13 protein-coding genes and 1 pseudogene are annotated in these 17,622 nt (G+C 65.0%); 6 read left to right on the top strand and 8 right to left on the bottom strand.

Annotation, left to right across the window (positions count from 1 at the left end):
• Nucleotides 1-33 precede the first annotated feature (33 nt).
• The 5 genes from prsT to G372_RS0111345 all read right to left on the bottom strand — a co-directional run bounded on the left by prsT (nucleotide 34) and on the right by G372_RS0111345 (nucleotide 8,427).
• Nucleotides 34-2,841 (bottom strand): XrtA/PEP-CTERM system TPR-repeat protein PrsT, encoded by a 2,808-nt coding sequence (prsT, locus tag G372_RS0111325; RefSeq protein WP_155998809.1) that lies wholly within the window; start codon nucleotides 2,839-2,841, stop codon nucleotides 34-36.
• 5 nt (nucleotides 2,842-2,846) lie between these two features.
• The gene (gene prsR, locus G372_RS0111330; protein WP_018863416.1) at nucleotides 2,847-4,184 is read right to left on the bottom strand and encodes a PEP-CTERM-box response regulator transcription factor; all 1,338 of its coding nucleotides are present in this window, start codon (nucleotides 4,182-4,184) and stop codon (nucleotides 2,847-2,849) included.
• Between the two features lie 23 nt (nucleotides 4,185-4,207).
• On the bottom strand, nucleotides 4,208-6,274 hold the full coding sequence (gene prsK / locus G372_RS0111335) for an XrtA/PEP-CTERM system histidine kinase PrsK (RefSeq protein WP_019623937.1): 2,067 nt from the start codon (nucleotides 6,272-6,274) through the stop codon (nucleotides 4,208-4,210).
• Nucleotides 6,275-6,277: 3 nt separating this feature from the next.
• Nucleotides 6,278-7,672 (bottom strand): TIGR03013 family XrtA/PEP-CTERM system glycosyltransferase, encoded by a 1,395-nt coding sequence (locus G372_RS0111340; RefSeq protein ID WP_019623938.1) that lies wholly within the window; start codon nucleotides 7,670-7,672, stop codon nucleotides 6,278-6,280.
• A 116-nt stretch (nucleotides 7,673-7,788) separates the two neighbouring features.
• Nucleotides 7,789-8,427, bottom strand: coding sequence for an XrtA/PEP-CTERM system exopolysaccharide export protein (locus tag G372_RS0111345; protein WP_018863419.1), 639 nt, complete (start codon nucleotides 8,425-8,427; stop codon nucleotides 7,789-7,791).
• Nucleotides 8,428-8,922: 495 nt separating this feature from the next.
• On the opposite strand from G372_RS0111345, the gene G372_RS0111350 reads away from it, so the two are divergent.
• From G372_RS0111350 to G372_RS0111365, 4 genes are all read left to right on the top strand, one after another.
• Nucleotides 8,923-9,504 carry an ElyC/SanA/YdcF family protein gene (locus tag G372_RS0111350; RefSeq protein WP_026340351.1) on the top strand — a complete coding sequence of 194 codons (582 nt, stop codon included), beginning with the start codon at nucleotides 8,923-8,925 and terminating at the stop codon, nucleotides 9,502-9,504.
• 60 nt (nucleotides 9,505-9,564) lie between these two features.
• A complete protein-coding gene (gene galE, locus G372_RS0111355; protein WP_019623940.1) occupies nucleotides 9,565-10,617 on the top strand; it encodes a UDP-glucose 4-epimerase GalE in 1,053 nt (350 codons plus the stop codon).
• 269 nt (nucleotides 10,618-10,886) lie between these two features.
• Nucleotides 10,887-11,945 carry a type IV toxin-antitoxin system AbiEi family antitoxin gene (locus tag G372_RS0111360; protein ID WP_019623941.1) on the top strand — a complete coding sequence of 353 codons (1,059 nt, stop codon included), beginning with the start codon at nucleotides 10,887-10,889 and terminating at the stop codon, nucleotides 11,943-11,945.
• Nucleotides 11,908-12,810 carry a nucleotidyl transferase AbiEii/AbiGii toxin family protein gene (locus G372_RS0111365; RefSeq protein ID WP_019623942.1) on the top strand — a complete coding sequence of 301 codons (903 nt, stop codon included), beginning with the start codon at nucleotides 11,908-11,910 and terminating at the stop codon, nucleotides 12,808-12,810. Before G372_RS0111360 ends, G372_RS0111365 begins: the two co-directional genes overlap by 38 nt.
• 389 nt (nucleotides 12,811-13,199) lie before the next feature.
• Here G372_RS0111365 and G372_RS0111370 read toward each other — a convergent pair.
• Together G372_RS0111370 and G372_RS0111375 are read right to left on the bottom strand one after the other, a co-directional pair.
• Nucleotides 13,200-14,255 (bottom strand): annotated as a pseudogene (locus tag G372_RS0111370) (DUF3427 domain-containing protein); the annotation flags it as partial.
• Between the two features lie 249 nt (nucleotides 14,256-14,504).
• Complete coding sequence (locus G372_RS0111375) at nucleotides 14,505-15,887, bottom strand: hypothetical protein (protein ID WP_019623944.1); 1,383 nt, start codon at nucleotides 15,885-15,887, stop codon at nucleotides 14,505-14,507.
• 448 nt (nucleotides 15,888-16,335) lie between these two features.
• On the opposite strand from G372_RS0111375, the gene G372_RS0111380 reads away from it, so the two are divergent.
• Complete coding sequence (locus G372_RS0111380) at nucleotides 16,336-16,656, top strand: hypothetical protein (protein ID WP_019623945.1); 321 nt, start codon at nucleotides 16,336-16,338, stop codon at nucleotides 16,654-16,656.
• Nucleotides 16,657-16,713: 57 nt separating this feature from the next.
• A complete protein-coding gene (locus tag G372_RS0111385; RefSeq protein WP_019623946.1) occupies nucleotides 16,714-17,133 on the top strand; it encodes an SRPBCC family protein in 420 nt (139 codons plus the stop codon).
• A gap of 71 nt (nucleotides 17,134-17,204) precedes the next feature.
• Here G372_RS0111385 and G372_RS0111390 read toward each other — a convergent pair whose 3' ends face one another.
• Nucleotides 17,205-17,621, bottom strand: coding sequence for a DUF3775 domain-containing protein (locus tag G372_RS0111390; protein ID WP_019623947.1), 417 nt, complete (start codon nucleotides 17,619-17,621; stop codon nucleotides 17,205-17,207).
• Nucleotide 17,622: the final 1 nt, after the last annotated feature.

Here is a 17,622-nt window from a genome sequence, read left to right on the forward strand (position 1 = left end):
GGCCAGGTCAGGCCGGGGGTGTATAACGCAGCGTCAGAGGGATTCGTGGAGCGACTGGGCCCGCTCGCGTTCCGGAAAGTCCTCGTGTGCCTCCAGCAGTTCCGTCAGCAGCGCGCGCGCCTGTTCGGTATCGCCACTGGCCTGGTAGGCCTGCGCCAGATGAAACCCGATATCGGGGGCCTGCGGGCTCATCCGGTATGCACGCTGCAAAGTCTCCAGGGCGCTTTCGGTATCGCCTCCCTCCAGCAGGACCACGCCCAGGGTGTCGAGAATCGCAGGCTGGTCCGGCGCCAGATCGACGGCCCGCTCGGCGTACTCGCGGGCGCGGGGATTGTCCGCCTCGCGTGCCAGCCACGCCGCGTTGTTCAGGGCAACGACATCGTTGGGCCGTTCTTCCAGCAGGGTTTCGTAGGTCTCCAGTGCCTCGGTCTCCTGCCCCGCGTTGATCTGCGCTGAACCGAGTACGTGCCGTGTGGCGCTATCGTCCGGGTGGTCCTGCAACCAGGCCTGCAACGTCCGGATCGCCGCCTCGGTCTGCCCGGCACGTTGTTGCACCTGGTATTTCTCCACCAGCCAGTCGCGTCGGGACTCGCGCTCGAGCGCGCGCTCGTAGCCATCGATCGCCTGTTCGAGCTGGCCGTCTTCGGCGTCGAACCAGGCCTGCTGTGCGATCACCTGCGTGGCCTCCGGGGCCCGCTCCGCGAGGGGCTCAAAGACCTGTCGCGCCTCGTCCACCTCGCCCGCCAGGCTCAGGTGCCGGGTCAGCACCATGCGCGCACTCATATGGCCGGAGTCGATCGACAGTGTCTCGCGCAGGGCCGCGACCGCCTGCTCGGTTTCACCCAGGGCGGCGAGATTGCGTGCCTGGCGGAAACGCAGCTCGGCGGCCTCGGGTCGCAGTACCGCCAGGTGCGCAAGGGTCTGCGCTGCGCCCTCGAAGTCCTGCTGGTGCTCCTGCAGGTCGACCAGCAGACCGAGCACCCGTGTGTCGTTGGGGTGATGCTCGCGCGCGTCCTCCAGAGTGGACCGGGCAGCAGTGTGATCGTCCTGCTGCGTCTGGGCGCGCGCCAGCATCAGGTGGGGCTCGATCCGGTCCGGGTGTTCATCGATCGCACCCTGCAGCCAGCGCGTGCCGGCCTCCATCTCGCCCTGCTGAAAGTGCAGCGTGGCCAGCCGAATCGCCGAGGTGGGGTGGCCGGGGCTGCGTTCCTGCAGGTCCTCGAGGATCTCGCGGGCTGTATCCAGGTTGCCCTGGCGCACTTCGAGCGAACTCAGGTTCAGTGCCAGGGTGCTGTTGTCCGGGTGGAGCGACAGGCCCTCCTGGTAGATCAGGCGTGCCTCGTGGGTCTCGCCCAGGCCCAGGAGGGCTGCACCCATCAGGTTGTAACCCTGCGGGTTTTCCGGATCCTTCTCGCGCAGGCGCTGGGTGGCCTCCAGGGCCTCGTCGTACTGGCCGTCACGGATATGCGCCAGCGCAAGCGAGTAGTCGGCCAGACGCACGTCGGTGCTTTCGACAGCAACCTGTTGCAGCAGGGCCATCCCCTGTTCGTGATCCCCGTGCCGTACCAGAGCGATTCCCAGCATTTCCTGCAGTTCCGGCCGATCCGCGCGGTTGGCCAGGGACTCGCGCAGGACCTCGATGCCGCTTTCGGTATCGCCCTCGCCGATATAGAGCGCGGCGAGCTGATCCCCCAGGGCCTCGACCAGGTCGGGTCGTTCGCTCAGCGCGTCGGCCAGGATTCGCCGCGCCTCCTGTGGCCGGCCCTGTCCGATGCGCAACTGAGCCAGCAGCCGATAGCTCATGGCGCTCTGCGGGCCCAGCGCGCGGTGACGCTCGAGCAGACGCTCGGCCCGAGACCAGTTGCCTTCCTCCAGGTGGATGGCCGCCAGATAGGGCATCGCAAGGCGATAGTTGCGTGACACCGCCAGTGCTTCCTCCAGGTGTGGTTGCGCCTGCAGGGGTTCGCCGCTCTCGAACTTGACCAGGCCCAGCAGGAAGTGGCCACCGGGGTGATCCGGGGCGCCCTGCTGCAGAAACTCGCCATCCTCCCGGGCCTCGTCGAACTGTCCCAGCTCGACGTGCATCAACCCGCGCTTCAGGCGCTCGGCGACCGCGTCCGGGCGCAGTTCGATGGCGCGGCCAAAGGCTTCCAGCGCGCCCTCGGGGTCACCCTGTATCCGTACCAGATCCCCCTTGAGAGACCAGGCGGGGGAGAACTCGGGGTCGCTTTCCAGGGCCCTGTCGGTCATCTTCATCGCCTGCTCGGCGTCCCCGTCGGACATGGCCTCGTAGGCGCGCGCCAGGTGGATCTCTGCGAGGTCGTCATGCGTTTCCGCTGCGGCCGCCAGATATTCCGAGCCGGCGTCGCTTTCACCCGCCTGGAATGCCGCCAGCGCCCGGTAAGCCCGCAGGCGTGCCGCATCCTCGCCCTCCAGAGCATCGGCCTCGGGGATCTCGGCGATTGCGCCGCTACCGCCCAGGATGAACAGGAGGCGCGCCAGCGGCAGGGCATATGCGTTCGGGTCCGCCCCCATTTCCAGGGCCCGTTGCAGGTGGCGCACGGCCGGCTCCGGCTGCTGATCGCGCAGATAGGCGAGGCCCAAGCGGCCGCGTACCTCGGGGTCCGCGTTTTGCTGCAGCGCGTTGCGGTATTCGATGGTGGCCGCGGCGTATTCGCCCGCCTCCATGTGGCGCTCGGCACGTTCCCGGTACTCCGCCTCGGTGGGGGTGCCCAGGGCGTCGCAGCCGACAAGGGCCAGAGCCATCGCCAGCGGGGCGAGGCGTGGAAGGACCCGGCGGGACGTGGCCACCGAATGGTTTACGGGACGGGGAATTTTCATGGGGATTACCTCAGGCCGAATTTGTCGAGCAGGCTGTAGAGCGTTGGTCGCGTGATGCCGAGTTGATCCGCGGCCTGTGCAATGTTGTTTCTACTGCGGGCCAGGGCTTTCAGGATGGCCTCGTGTTCCGCGCTGTCCCGGATGTCGCGTAGCCGCACCGCCGGGGTCTCGCCATGCGGGGGTTCCAGGCCCAGGTCCTTAGCGGTTATCAGCTGGCCGTCGGCCATGATCACGGCGCGACGGATCAGGTTTTCCATCTCGCGCACGTTGCCCGGCCAGTCGTAACTCTCGATCGCGTTGGTGGCATCCAGGGTGAAACCGCGGCGCGGCCGCCGCTGATCGTGGGCAAAGCGGTCGAGCAGATAGTGGGCCAGCAGGCTCGCATCCCCCTTGCGCTCGCGCAGGGGAGGGATGGATACCGAGATCTCGCTGATGCGGTAATACAGGTCTTCGCGAAAATCGCCCTGTTGAATCAGCGCCTTCAGGTCCTGGTTCGTGGCCCCGATGATGCGCACATTGACCGGGATCTCGGCGCGGCCACCGAGGCGCTCGATCTTTCGTTCCTGCAGAAAGCGCAGCAGCTTGGCCTGCAGGCTGTGCGGCAAGTCGCCAATCTCGTCCAGGAACAGGGTGCCGTTGTTGGCGTGCTCGATCTTGCCGATGGTCTGGCGCGATGCCCCGGTAAAGGCGCCTTTTTCGTATCCGAACAGCTCGCTTTCGAGCAGGTTCTCGGGGATCGCCGCGCAGTTGATCGCCACGAAACGCTCGTTTGCCCGGTCGCTCAGATCGTGCACCGCGCGGGCCAGGATCTCCTTCCCCGTCCCGCTCTCTCCCAGCAGCAGCACCGTGGCGTCCGAGGGTGCGACTCGCTCCACGACCCGGCATACGTCCAGCATGCCCGGATCTCCGGTGACGACCCCGTTCAGGGCGGCCCCCGGCCGGCGTGCCAGCTGACGGTTCTCGGCTTCGAGCGCGTACAGGTGAGCGGCGCGATCCACGATCGTCCGCAGGAGATCGGATTCGACCGGCTTGATGTAGTAGTCACAGGCGCCCATGGCCACGGCCTTGAGCGCGTTCTCGCGATCGTCGTTTCCGGTGACCACGATCACCTTGGTCTGCGGGTCCTGCGCCAGGATCTCCTGCAGTAGCGCCAGACCCTCGGAGGCATTGGCCGGGTCCGGTGGCAAGCCCAGGTCCAGCGTCACCAGCTCCGGCTGATGGCGCCGCACCTTGGTCATGGCGCTTCCACGGTCTTCCGCCAGCAGGGTCTCGTACCCCTCGAAGCACCAGCTCAGCTGGTTTCGCAGACCCTGGTCGTCTTCAATGATGAGAAGCTTCAACATAAAACCCTCGCAATCACCAGCGGTCACGATGGCTCGGCCATGGCCGGCACCATCTGCAAGGGGAGCTTCAGGGTGAAAACCGTTCCCACTCCGGCCTCGCTGTCAACGGTAATGCGTCCGCCCATGCGTGAAATGCGGTCCCGTGCCTCATACAAACCAATCCCCATCCCTGCGTTTCCCTTGGTGGTTTGAAAGGGTTTGAAAAGACGATTCTTTACGAAAGCCGGTTCCATGCCGCTCCCTGTGTCTTCGATTTTTACAATAGCCCAACCCCCTTCGGTGTAAAGGTTGAGATTGATTGACCCATCATCCGGAGTAGCTTCTTGAGCATTTCTTACAAGATTGAGTAGTACATTTTTAAGTCCTTCCTGATCGCCGATTACCGCCGCCGGCTCGCGCAGGTCGAGTCGCGGCAGGGGGGCGCGATGGCGGCTGGCCTCGGAGACCTCGGCCAGCAGCCGGTCGAGCGGGATGATGCGGCTCGGCGTCTCGGGTGTGGTCTGCGCATGGCGCAGCTGAGCCAGGGTCCGTTCGAGCCGGTCGCGAGCGTTACCCACCGTGCGCAGGGCATCGCGGACAAAGTCCGGATTCGACAGATGACGCTCCGCGTTGGAACACACCAGGGACAGCTGGGCGGACACATTCTTCAGGTCATGCACCAGAAAGGCCGCGAGCCGGTGAAAGGCCTCGAACTGACGGGCTTCGAGCAGCGCCTCGTCGGTTTGCACCAGCGCGACATAGACGGCGAGCTGGCGCCCGGCGGTCTTCAGGAGATCGCGCTCCTCCCAGTCGATCTTGCGCGGTGCGCGGGGCTGGGCGAGTACCACAAACCCTTGCAGGCGATCGCCCTTGAGCAGCGGCACCACCACCCACAGGCGCGTGTTCTGTGCCAGCCATTCGGGCAGCTGCAGGCCTTGATACAGCTCGGGGTCCCGGCGGTATTCGTTGAGGTCGATCACCCAGCCGGTGCGCGCGACGAAATCCACCAGCGCCCCGTCCGGTTCCTCCGGGGGATAACTCGGGTCGCCCAGGTTGAGGACGCCTTCCAGGGCATAGGTGCCGTTGCGGTCGCGTACCCACAGCAGTCCCCCGGGGCTGTCCACCAGCTCGCCGATCGCCTGGATGGCCCGCTGGCGGAACGGGATCTCGTCATCCTCGGACGAGAGCGTGCCCGTGAATCTGAGCCATTCCTGCCGGTAATCGAACGAATAGCGAAAGAAGTGCTTGGCCAGGAACACGCGCAGGCGGGAGCGCAGGCTGCCCGAGGCCACAATAACGCCCAGCAAAAGGGCGGCGCCGAACAGGAAGACCACCTGCAGGAAGGCACCCAGATCGCCCCCGACATGCCGCAGGTAGTAGCCGGCGGCCCCGATGGCGAGCAGATAGAGCCCGGCCCCGATCAGCGCCGCGGTATGGAACAGTAGATGGCGCGAGACCACCGGGGCCTCGCGAGCCTGCAGTGGCCGGCGCGCCAGCGAGATCGCGATCAGCGGCACGACCAGGGCGTTCACCAGACCCCGTGCCTGCCAGACCGGGCTGTTGATCGCCCCGAACAGGACGAGATCGGCAAACAGGAACAGGTCGAAGGCGAACATCGCCCCGAGGCCCAGGCTCAGGAACTTGATCTCCCAGCGGCGCTGCAAGGGGGTGTTGCGGAAGACCTGCTCGACCAGCACCAGGCCCAGCACCACCATCCCCAGCATCGCCATGCCCACCCAGGCGCCATAGGCCAGGGGGGCAGGCAGGGCCAGGGCTGCAAACACCCCAAGCATCACTGCAGCCGTGGCGATCATCGCCGCGCGCAATGGCCATGGCGGTCGGGAATCGGAGTCGCCGCGACGCGCGAGGAGGGCGAACAGGACCGCGAACCAGCCGGCATTGCGCAGCACCTCGAAGGCCCCTCCGGAGACCGGGGCCTCGCCGATCGCGTGAGCCACGAGCGCCATGTGCAGAGCCCACAGGACCGAGAGCAGCGCGGCACCCGCGACCCACAGGCTCCCCGGGCGCTGGCGCCAGGTCCAGAAGGCCAGCACCGCAAGTACGAGGAAGGCCAGGCCGGCCAGGAGATAACTGGGCGCCGCGAGATTCATGGGTCAGCGGGCCCCGCGGCCAAACAGCACGACGCGGACCGTCTCGAACAGGATCATCAGATCCATGAACAGGGTGTGGTTCTTCACGTAGTACAGGTCGTACTGGAGCTTCTGGCGCGCATCCTCGACCGACGCACCGTAGGCGTAGCGCACCTGGGCCCAGCCCGTGATGCCGGGGCGGATACTGTGGCGGGCGAGGAAATACGGGATCTGCTCGCTGAGCTGCTCTACAAACACCGGCCGTTCCGGGCGCGGACCCACGAACGACATGCGTCCCTGAAAGACGTTGATGATCTGCGGCAGCTCGTCGATGCGCAGCTTGCGGATCACGCGCCCCACACGCGTGATGCGGTCATCGTCGCCACTGGCCCAGCGCGCGACCCCGTCCCCCTCTGCATCACTGCGCATGCTGCGGAACTTGCAGATCTCGAACGGGGCATTGCCCTGGCCGACCCGGGTTTGCCAGTAGAGAACCGGCCCCGGACTGTCGAGCTTGATCGCGAGGGCCGTGAGCAGCATCACCGGGAGCGTCACGATCAGCAAGGCCGTGCTTGCCGTCAGGTCAAAGCTGCGCTTGACCAGGGTACGCGGCCAGTGCTGACGAAACCCCTCGCCAAATACCAGCCAGCTGGTGTTGATCCCGTCCAGCTGGAGCTGGCGGTCCTCGCGTTCAAAGAACGACGACAGGTCCGTGATGCGGATGCCGTTGAGCTTGCATTCCAGCAGCTGGTTGACCGGCAGGTTTTCGCGGCGCTCCCGCATCCCGACCACGATCTCGTCCACGTTCAGGGAGCGAGCCACGTCGAGAAGACTGGTCCGGGCATCCAGCACCCAGAGGCGGCGATTGTCGACCGGTCGGTCCGTTTCGCGCTCCGTCGCGACATAGCCCACGACCTGGTAGGCGGCATCGCCTGCGCTGGGTCCCTCATGGCGCGTCTCCAGCGAACGGGCGCGGCTGCCCGTGCCCAGAACCAGAACGCGTCGTTTGAAGGCATCGGTTTCCGACAGCCCCCGAAAGAGGCTGCGTTCGGCCGTCAGACTGGCCAGCAGAACGACCGCGCTGCTGCCCACGATCGTGGGTGTGACGAGGTTGCTGGCCGTTAGCATCCCGAGGATCGCGAGCGCTACGCCGGCCAGGATCAAGGCCCCGCCAAGGCGTACCACAGCCGAGCGCAAACTGAAGGTTGCCAGGCACTCCTGTTCATACAGGCCCGCCAGCATCACCGCGAACAGGACAACCCCCACGGCGATCAGGAGTTCCGGCATCCACGGGTCCATTGCGCCCAGCGACAAGGTGAACAGGGCCAGCGTCAGGTAGAGCGCGATGTAAATGGCAACCAGCTCGAGCCCTACCAGCGCCAGGATGCGCCGCGATACATAATGTCCGAGTATCCGCATGTTGAAGCTGCCCCCCGGTCATCTCCCCAAGGGCCCGGGAGACGATCGATGCCTGTCCCTTCGCGATCCTGCTGGTCCACCGGCGCTGCGGATCGCTCCGCTGCGCCGGTCGCCCATCAGAAGCGCCGTTCCGGGATGATCAGGATGTCACCCGGCAACATGGCCACGTTTGCCGAGATGTCGCCGCCATAGATCAGGTCGTTCAGGCGTACCCGGTACTGCTTGCGTTCACCGTCTTCGTTGCGCACCAGCACGGCCCGGTTGCCGGCCGCGAAGTCGGTGATCCCGCCGACCGCAATCATCACGTCCATGACGGTCATCTCCTCGCGGTATTGCAGGGCTTGCGGCTCGGCGGCCTGACCGATCACCCGGACCTGGCGGTCGTAGGGTCCGGCAAAGTTGGTCACCATCACCGTTACGATCGGGTCGCGCAGGAAGTCGGACAGCTTGTCCTCCATGTCCCGGGCGAGCTGGCTGGGGGTTCTTCCGCTGGCCTGGACGTCCTCCACCAAAGGCGTGGTGATCTGGCCATCCGGCCGTACCGCCACCGAGGTGGACAGATCCGGGTTGTTGCGCACCGCGATGGTCAGGGTGTCTCCGGGGCCGATGATGTACTGGTCCACCGCGGCTTTTTCGACCGTGGACGGGGCATCCGCGTGTGGGGTCGTCGTGCACGCGCTGGTGGTCACCAGGACGAATGCCAGGGACAGCATGAGAATAAAAAAAGTGCCCTGTGGGCCGGTCTTGAGGGTCATCGCTCGTCTCCCCTTTCAGGCGTTAAGTCAGTCCAAATTGACACCGCCGACTTCATTGTCCGGCGAAACCCGGACCAGGCCTGGGGGGTGCCCGGACCTGTCTCCGTTTAGCCTCGGAACGGTGCGGGCAATAGCAACCACTTATTAGTATTGGCTATTCCCCTGGAACACTGATGTTAGACGCGGCCCGCGCCCCAAACCATCAGTCTTTAGTCTGACGCTAGGGCGTTTTTCGTTCGGTTTATTTGGTCCTTCAAAATCCGGTTGGTGGGTCCAAAATAGGGGTCCTGATTTTGCGTCTACTATCGGGGCAAAACGTTGGACATCGTTCCTCTGCGCCTGCTGGCCAATTGGCTCCTGCTACCTCCTTCCGGGCCTCTCATACTTGCCATTGCCGGGTGGGCTGTTTACCGCACACATGTTGGAAAAGTGCTGTTGGTAATCGGTCTCCTGTTGAGCTATTCATTCTCTACTCCTGTATTTAGTTATGCCCTCATGAAACCTTTACAAGAGGGCTATGCGCCGCCGGGCGACGACCAGTTAAGGGGCGCGCAGGCAATCGTGGTTTTGGGAGCGGGGTATCGCAGTGGAGCCGAGGAATTCTCGGGCGAGACCGTCCATGACCTCGCGCTGGTGCGCCTGCGTTACGCGGCGCATCTGCACCACCGCACCGGGCTGCCGGTGATGGTTTCGGGGGGTGGCCCCGAGGAACGAGTTCCAGAAGCCGACTACATGGCAGAGGTACTGAAGGAATATGGCGTTCACCCGATCCTGCGGGAACCCAATGCACGCGACACCTGGGGCAACGCCCAGCATTCCGCGCAGCAGCTGCGCGCGGAGGGAGTCGAGCGCGTGGCACTCGTGAGCCATGCCCACCACATGCCGCGCGCCATCTGGTCATTCGAGCGCGCGGGCCTGGAGGTCATCCCGGGCCCGACTGGCGCGTATGTGCCACGCCATTCCGACTGGTCCCTGGAGGCCTTTCGGCCTCAGGCCAGTGCGCTCTGGGCCAGTTGGCTGGCGCTGCACGAGTACTGGGGCATGGCCTGGTATCGCTGGCAGTACGGGCCGGGATAGCCCGGCTCCCCATTAATCCGTGTAAGGCCGTGCGATTCACGGCGAGACGAAGGTTTGACGATGAAAATCCTGGTAACCGGTGGGGCGGGCTATATTGGTTCACATGTCGTGCGCCAACTGCTGGCGGAAGGCCACGACGTAGTCGTCTACGACAATCTCAGCACAGGCCACCGCTGGGCCATTGGCCACGCCGCGCTGATCGTCGGGGACATGGCCGACCGGCAGCGCCTGCATCGGGTCCTGGCGGAACACGCGTTCGACGGGGTCCTGCACTTTGCTGCCAGGATCGTGGTCCCGGAATCGCTGGCCGACCCGCTCGGGTACTACGGCAGCAACACCCGCAACACCCTGAATCTTCTGGAGGGGTGCCAGGCAACGGGCGTGCGTTTCCTGGTCTTTTCCTCCACCGCCGCGGTGTACGGTATCCCGGCTCAAAACCCCGTTGACGAGACCAGCCCGCTGCTGCCCATCAACCCCTACGGCGCCTCCAAGGTGATGTCCGAGCGGATGATTGCCGACTTCGGCCAGGCGAGCGATCTGCGCTACGTCTGTCTGCGCTACTTCAATGTGGCCGGCGCGGCCCCTGACGGCACACTGGGCCAGGCCACGCCCAATGCGACCCACCTGATCAAGGTCGCCTGTCAGGCCGCCCTGGGCGAACGCGAGAACATCACCGTCTTCGGCACCGACTACCCCACCTCCGATGGCACCTGCGTACGCGACTACATTCATGTCGAAGATCTCGCCGCGGCCCACCTGTGTGCCATGGACTACCTGGTCGCGGGTGGCCCCTCGCAGGCCCTCAACTGCGGCTATGGTCACGGCTACAGCGTGTTGCAGGTCCTCGAGTCCGTGCAGCGCATCAGCGGCTACCGATTCCCCGTGATCCATGGCCCCCGCCGCGCCGGCGACCCGCCCGCCCTCACCGCAGACGCATCGCGCATCCGCGAGGTCCTGGCCTGGTCACCCGAATACGACGACCTGGACCTCATCGTCCGCCACGCCCTGACCTGGGAACGGCGCATGACCACTGCCGCCGCACCACCGCTGGCCGTCCGAGCCCGCCCCCTGCCTATACGGGAAACCACCGCCCACGCCTACGGCGCCCCCTGATTCGCCGCCGAGGCGGCTGCCCTCAAGCGGGCAGTCGTGCGCATCAGCCAGACGCCAGGCTTGGCGCATAGCGTTCCTCCCGGGAGACCCCTGACTGCAGAGTGTCCACCTTCGCTACGTGTGTGGGACCCGCGGGGGGCTGTCGCGCCCGCAGGGCTGCAGAGGCATACCGGGGCAAAGCCTGCTTATTGGTCGATGGGCCGCGCCTTGATCGGTGTTCCACCATCATATATGTTCAACAATATTGAACAGAAGAGATTATTGAACGAATGGTCCTGGACGAAGAACCCCCTGCGGTGCCCCCGCTGTTGCAGCGCGCATGCGAGCGTCTGGAGAGCACGACGGGGTTGCAGCCGGAATTGGGACATATCGCCGAGGATGGACGCTCTGACGGGGAGCGTGCGCTCCCCGTGTTTCTGCGATTTGGCCCGTCACACGCGGGCCGGCGCTTTCAGGTCTACCTCGTCCTTCGGCTCACCCCAGCCGACCCTGGGTTGATCGCCACCCGACACGATAAAGAGCGGCCTGCACTGATCATCAGCGAATACGTGAATCCGAAGATGGCCGATCGTCTGCAGGACATGGACATCGGCTTTCTGGACCTCGCAGGCAATGCGTACATCAACGCCCCGCCGGTCTATGTCTTCATCAAGGGCAAAAAGCCAGCGGCCACGGAGTACGCGCATCGCGAACCCGCGGCGCACGCCGCCTTTCAGGGCACCGGATTGCGCATCGTGTTTGCCCTGCTATGCGCTCCGCATCTCGCCAGCGCCACCTACCGCGAAATCGCGGATGCTGCTGGTGTATCCCTGGGGAGCGCCAGCCGAGCGCTCCATGCACTGCGGGACCAGGGCTTTCTGCTGGACACGGGCCGTCGCACGCGGCGGCTGCACAATCACCCAGCGCTGGCCGAACGCTGGACCCTCGCGTATCCCGACCAGCTGCGGCGGAAAACTTTTCTCGGGCGTTACCGCGCAGCCAACCCGAAGTGGTGGCAGGACGCTTCGCTGGAGCCCTACCTCGCAGCCTGGGGCGGTGAAGTGGCGGCCGCGCGACTCACCGATTACTTGGTCCCGGAACGCATCTCCGTTCACACGCGCATGTCCCCGGCCCCGTTGCTAGCGGCCTTCGGCCTGCGCAAGGACCCGGCCGGCGATATCGAGCTCCACAAGAGCTTCTGGCCCCCGGAGTGCAACACGGACGCACCGGACCTGGCGCCACGCCTGCTCGTCTATGCCGAACTGCTGGCGAGCGGGCACGAGCGGAACATCGAAACTGCAAGGATGCTTTATGAACAGGGTCTGGCTGGACGTCTCGAACCGGATTGATCCACTACTGGCCGAGGCACTGGGCGAGATCAACCGCCTGGCCGCCGATCTCGGCATACCGTTTGTAGTGGTCGGTGCGACCGCGCGAGATATGGTCCTTCACCATGGTTTCAGCCTTGAGGTCCGGCGCGCCACGCGGGATATCGACCTCGCACTGGAGATTGCACACTGGGGTACATTCCAGGACTTCGAGAACGGCCTGCTGGCCACCGGGCGCTTCCGCTCCGACCGCGCCGCCGCTCAGCGCCTGTTGTACACCGTTGCGCAACGACCTCTGCCGGTCGACCTTATCCCGTTCGGCAGGATCGAAAGCGCTGGTCATGCCATCACCTGGCCACCGGAGCATGTGGTCCAGCTGAATGTGCAGGGATTCGCCGATGCTTCCAGGGCCGCCCGCCCGGTGCGGGTCAAGGCCGACCCGCCGACCGACGTGCAATGCATCTCCCCTTCGGGCCTGGCTCTTCTCAAGCTCATCGCGTGGGACGACGCTCGGCAGGACGGCCGCCGTCGGCGCGACGCGGAAGACCTCCGGTACCTTGTGGAGACGTATCTGGACGCCGGCAATCGAGATCGCCTGTTCGAGGAGCATGCCAGCCTGCTTGATCGCGAAGACTTCGACTACGTGGAAGCCGGGGTGCACATCCTCGGCTCGGACCTGACCGCCCTTATGGCTCCGGCCACGCGGACCAGTGTCATCGAAATCCTGGCGCGGGAGTCAGCACCGGACGGACCACTTCAGCTGGTCGGCGACATGCTGACCACCGCCCCGCATCATCCTGCGGAGCCCGCCAGCATCCGCCGACTGCTGGAAGTGATGCTTGACGGCATCCGGGCTTCCTCGACCGGGCAGCCCCGCTCCGAGTGATGCCGCTGGTGAGGACCGTCACGTCGAATGGTGGAATTCGCCCGCGGCCTGCGCCGCCGCTTGGAGAACCGCGTCCTCACCCACGGCAATTTGCTCTGATCGACCATTAAGGAGGCGCTGATTCAATCGCGCGACCGCGCTCGAGTCGCTTTTGCGTGCGAACAAGGCGCGGTGACTGCCGTGCAGTCATTCTGCACAAGGGAGCCGCAACGCTGTGCGCGCGCAAAAGCGGCCGAGCCCCTGCTTTCAATCGCTTGTGGGGTTGGCGCCCCCTGTCCCCGATGCTGCGTTGCACCGCTTCCACGTAGAACCACTACCTGCTACGCGGCGCGCCTTGTCTCGGAAAACAGGGGGCGCCAACGCGGACGTGCGATTAAATCAGCGTCTCCTTAAAGGACCGTGCGGCGGGCGAGGTGCAGGAGCCGGGCGGGCAGTTCGTACTCCAGTTCCCAGACGATGCTCATCGGCTTGCTGCCTTCATGGCGCTGGTAGCGGACCGGGCCGCAGAAGGTGAACGGCTCGCTGAGGCCGGTTGCATCGCGCTTGGCGCGCCGAATGAACAGCATGGGGGTGTAGCCGAGCTGTTCGTGGTGGATGTAGCGCTGCCCGGTCTCCGAGGCGGGGGAGGTGCCGGACTGCGACTGCCAGTGGAACCGCCGTTCGTTGAGGGCGTAGTCCTCGTACATGGTGGTGGGCGAGAACTCCTGCTCGGATTTCTCCAGGGTGACGAACAACACATCCACCCGCCGCTCCGGTACGTGCCGCACACCCTCCTGCTGGGTGATCGGTTTCTCCAAGCTGCCAAGTCCCAGGGCCAGCAGGATCTGCTCGCGGGTATAGGACGCGTGCAGTTCCAGCGGCCCCGTCTGCTCCGGGAAGGTGATGCCGCTGGCGGGGACGATACGCTCGTGTCGCCAGGCGGCGACTTCCTGGAGATCCCGGTAAAGGGGGCGCTGTTCGCGGACGAATGCGTCCACGGCGGACAGGTCCCCGTCCCCCGGCCGCGTCTTGCCCCATAGCGTGCTGTGGACAAGGGCCAGCCGGAGCCGATCCTCTTCGGCAAGCTGCTCCACGTTCGCGGCTGGCTGCGCCAGGTGGGTCTGCAGGGTGTCCAGCAACTGCCGATCGTCACACCGCGCCAGGCGCTGCAGCCCGCGTTTGAGGCCGCTGGCATACGGCGCAAGCGCTTCGGTCGACTCGCCTCCGCAGTCCGCGCGCAGCCGGGAGGGCAGGTCCTTGCGCAGCAGGTCTTCCGCATCATCCATATGCAGGCAGTCGAGCATCTTGGATAGGCTGGCGGAGTCGACGTCCCCCCGGAAACAGTCCTTCAGCTCGCGGACGATCTGCGGTCGCTGGCGGCTGATCTGCGCACGGATGTTGTCGAGCACGTGCTGGGTGGCCAGGCGGTCGAGGTGGATCAGGCAGCCGCTGGGCAACCACGGGAAGGTGAAGTGACGCAGGGTCGGACCTCTCGATTGCCCCCAGAGTCAATAACTTACCGCTTCCAAGGCCCGTTTCTGGGCCCTTAGACCGCCGATTTTGACCGTCAAATGGGTTGTTCCAGGGACGAGCCCCATGCCGTGCACAAACCGCTACCTTCTGCCCGGCCACGGGTGGCACATCACCCATCGCCGCCATCGCAGGGAATTCGTCCTGCGAGGTGCTAGGTCAAAGCTTATCTTCTGGCCTGCAGGCTACGATTCGTGGTCGTCCGCCGTATCTGTTGCTTCTTCAGGTAGATATGGCTCAGGCTCCGATGCGGCCTGGACCGGGTCCGACTTCATTTTGGGCGGCGGTGGCACCCAGGCGCGTAGGCGTTGGCCCACCTGCTCGTAGAAGTGGGGCACGGCCCGCTCGAGCTCCTCGATGAAGACCTTGTTTCCGGAGAAGCGGGAGGCTTGATCGGTCACGTAGATGATTTCGAAGCCGGTTGGGGCTACGTCGGTGTTCTCGGATTCGAGGTGCTCGGGGTCTTCCAGTACTAGGCCGAGCGGGGCCTGAGTGGATTCGGCCTTACCGGGGCGGATCGCCTTGACGAAGAAGCCGTCCGATTCGACGTTGTCGAGTTGGCGCCGTAGCCAATTGACGCGGGCGCTGGTCTTCTTTTTGTCCTTCGGTGCGTTGAGCCGCATGCTCGTGACGATCACGCGCTTCTCCAGGTTCGCTTCCACGTGAAGCTCTGCCGCGGCGTGCGGGATGTCCAGTTCGCAACGCAATACGTGTTCGCATGCAAGGAGCTCGCAATCGCTTTTCAGGCGGGCCTGCGGGTCGGTGCGGTGGTTTCGGCTCAGGCGCAGTTTGACGGCCTGGCCGAGTTTCCGTGAAAGAATCAGGCTCAGGTCGCGTTGCTCCTGATGCCAGCTGGAAACCGTGTTTTCGACCTCTTCGGAGTTCTTGTTCAGCTTCGCGCCATTCTTGACCTTGGCGACGACGTCCTTCCATTCCCGGTTCATGCTGTCGAAGCGGCTGACGCCGCTCGAGTCATGATTCAGATACCGGGTCACTTCCTCGAGGATAAAGCGCTGGTCGGGCGAGCTGATCTCGTCGGCTTCCAGCAGGAGGGTGGCCTGGGTGAGGATGTACATCCAGGACCAGTGATACAGCTCGACATTGCGCGTCTGGTTCTTCGGCAGCTTGATCGGGTGGTGGGTAGGCTGGGCGACAAACTGATTGGTGACGGTAATGACGGCGTCGATCTTGTTAGCGCGGGCCTGCTGGACGTAGGACTGGAGTTGTTCCTCGTCCACTTCGGCATTACCGATCTTGGCTTCGATCAGGGCGGTCCAACGCTTCTTCCCGGTATCGAGGACCAGCAGGCCGTCGGGACGGTCGTTCTTTTTGGAGCTCGATTTCGCGCTCTTCTCTTCCTTGAATGTGACTTCGGTCCAGGCGCCAAGCCTTGCACGGTTGCCGACGCGGACGCCCAGGGAGCCCAGCATGGATTGGCGGAGTTCGTAGATGCTTCGCATGGCCGCCAGGACGATGGAGGCCGCTCTTTGTTCTTTGTTGGAGTCGGCGGTGACGGGGATCAGCCGGGCAGGTTCGCCTGACTCGATGAACTCGGGTAGCTCGGCCATGGTTGGTTCCTCCTGGCTCTGGGCGAATCGGTTTCGCGGCATCCTTGCTTGCCAGCTTGTGGAAACCATAGCCTATATGTGGTTGAGCGTCGATCTCGCTAGTTGCGCTTTGCCAGCGGCCCGGTCAGAGGGATGTTTCGGTCCGAAGCGAGAGATAGAGATCGATTGTGGTGGCGGGGCTTTCGCGACGAGCGGGGTCCATTACGCGCAACTTTGGGAGGACCCCGGAAGGGAACTTCGGGGTCAAACCTTGCCCGTTGCGCAGCGGTTTCTCGCCTAGTGAAGCATTCCACCATGCCTGTGATGAGCGACCGGTTGAGCTCTTCCCCATCGCTTCCGGGGTCACCTTTGACCGCCTCGAGGACGGGGTCTAGCGTCCAAGGGAAGGGGCAGGAAACGGCCCGGCTAAATCCGATGCAACCTCGCGGAATCGCGAAGGAGGCTCACTATGCGCAGCGTAGAAAACATGCCGGTGCTCGACTGGCAGGACGGCAAGAACGCCATGCGGGCGAAGTTCCAGGTGATGCATGAGGAACCGGTGGTGCTGAAGATGCCGGCCGACATGGACTGGTCGGTGAACGAGGGCGAATTCGGCTGCACGCTGGACGACGACGGTGTCCCGCGCGATTGCGAAGGCGGCAGCCTGCTGCATCGTCTGGCGGAGCTCAATGACATGCCAGAGCTGGAGGACATCGCGAAGGCCTGCGCCTACTCCAGCTCCCGCGTGGATATCGACGCCGCGGGCTCCCGCATCATCGTGCACGACTGATTGGGCCTGCGCCGTCGGCCCGCCCGGCGGCGACCCTGCAACCTGGAGCGGTGGGCGATGGCGGTGATCCACCACGATATGGAGATCGACGCTGCTCCGGAGGCGGTGTTCGATTTGATGGCCCGGGTGGAGGAGTTCGCCGCCTACAGCGAGGCCATCGACTCCATTACCTGCGTCGGGCCCGAGCGCTACCGCTGGTGTGTGCGGGTGGCCGGGGTTCCGCTAACCTTCGACGTGGAAGTGCTGGTCGCCGTCCCGCCGCGTCTGCTCGGCTGGCGCGCGCTGGCCGGGCTCTCCTGCGAGGGCTGCTACCGGCTGACTCCGATTGCGCGCGGCACGCATCTGCAACTGGCCGTGCGCTGCGGCGACGAGAATCCCCTGACCGATGGCCTGCTCGGCCTGGCGGCCCACCCGCTGCTGGACGCGCTGGGGGCGGAGGTAGTGCGCAACGCCTGGCCGCGCCTCCACGGGGCGTGATGCCTACGCCTCCGCGTGGAGCTCGCGGGATTCGTCGAGGGAGGCGAGGCCGACTATCCCCGACGGGCGGCTCACTCCACCGAGTAACCGAGCGCCACCAGGCCGGCCGCCAGAGAATCCGCCAGCATCGCGTGGCTTAGCAGGTGGTCGGCTGTGCCCGGGCTCCAGTCGTCACGCGCCGCGGCCAGGGCGTTCTCCCATTCGGCGATGTCGTAGTCGCCACGCCCCAGGCGGAATAGCGCCACCACCTGCTGCTGCTGATCGGGCTCCAGGTCGTCGATGGTGGAGCGAAACTCCTCGGTCGCCGTGTCGAACGACGGCGAGGGAGACTCCTCGTCCGGGTCTGGCGGGGTTTCCGCGCCGGAGGGGGCATCACGGTTGTCGCTGATGTCCGTGTACTCGCGGCCCTGGATGTCGCGCGCCAGCTCGATCAATCGCTGCACGGTATCCGGGTTCATATCGAGGAGCGGGCCGGATTCGTTGGTCATG

This window comes from Thioalkalivibrio thiocyanoxidans ARh2 (assembly GCF_000385215.1).
In the GTDB taxonomy this organism is placed as follows: domain Bacteria; phylum Pseudomonadota; class Gammaproteobacteria; order Ectothiorhodospirales; family Ectothiorhodospiraceae; genus Thioalkalivibrio; species Thioalkalivibrio thiocyanoxidans.

Bases quoted from the DNA above. Each gene is read 5' to 3' on its own strand.
- prsT (WP_155998809.1), bottom strand. From the start codon at position 2,841: ATGAAAATTCCCCGTCCCGTAAACCATTCGGTGGCCACGTCCCGCCGG.
- prsR (WP_018863416.1), bottom strand. From the start codon at position 4,184: ATGTTGAAGCTTCTCATCATTGAAGACGACCAGGGTCTGCGAAACCAG.
- prsK (WP_019623937.1), bottom strand. From the start codon at position 6,274: ATGAATCTCGCGGCGCCCAGTTATCTCCTGGCCGGCCTGGCCTTCCTC.
- G372_RS0111340 (WP_019623938.1), bottom strand. From the start codon at position 7,672: ATGCGGATACTCGGACATTATGTATCGCGGCGCATCCTGGCGCTGGTA.
- G372_RS0111345 (WP_018863419.1), bottom strand. From the start codon at position 8,427: ATGACCCTCAAGACCGGCCCACAGGGCACTTTTTTTATTCTCATGCTG.
- G372_RS0111350 (WP_026340351.1), top strand. From the start codon at position 8,923: ATGAAACCTTTACAAGAGGGCTATGCGCCGCCGGGCGACGACCAGTTA.
- galE (WP_019623940.1), top strand. From the start codon at position 9,565: ATGAAAATCCTGGTAACCGGTGGGGCGGGCTATATTGGTTCACATGTC.
- G372_RS0111360 (WP_019623941.1), top strand. From the start codon at position 10,887: ATGGTCCTGGACGAAGAACCCCCTGCGGTGCCCCCGCTGTTGCAGCGC.
- G372_RS0111365 (WP_019623942.1), top strand. From the start codon at position 11,908: ATGAACAGGGTCTGGCTGGACGTCTCGAACCGGATTGATCCACTACTG.
- G372_RS0111375 (WP_019623944.1), bottom strand. From the start codon at position 15,887: ATGGCCGAGCTACCCGAGTTCATCGAGTCAGGCGAACCTGCCCGGCTG.
- G372_RS0111380 (WP_019623945.1), top strand. From the start codon at position 16,336: ATGCGCAGCGTAGAAAACATGCCGGTGCTCGACTGGCAGGACGGCAAG.
- G372_RS0111385 (WP_019623946.1), top strand. From the start codon at position 16,714: ATGGCGGTGATCCACCACGATATGGAGATCGACGCTGCTCCGGAGGCG.
- G372_RS0111390 (WP_019623947.1), bottom strand. From the start codon at position 17,621: ATGACCAACGAATCCGGCCCGCTCCTCGATATGAACCCGGATACCGTG.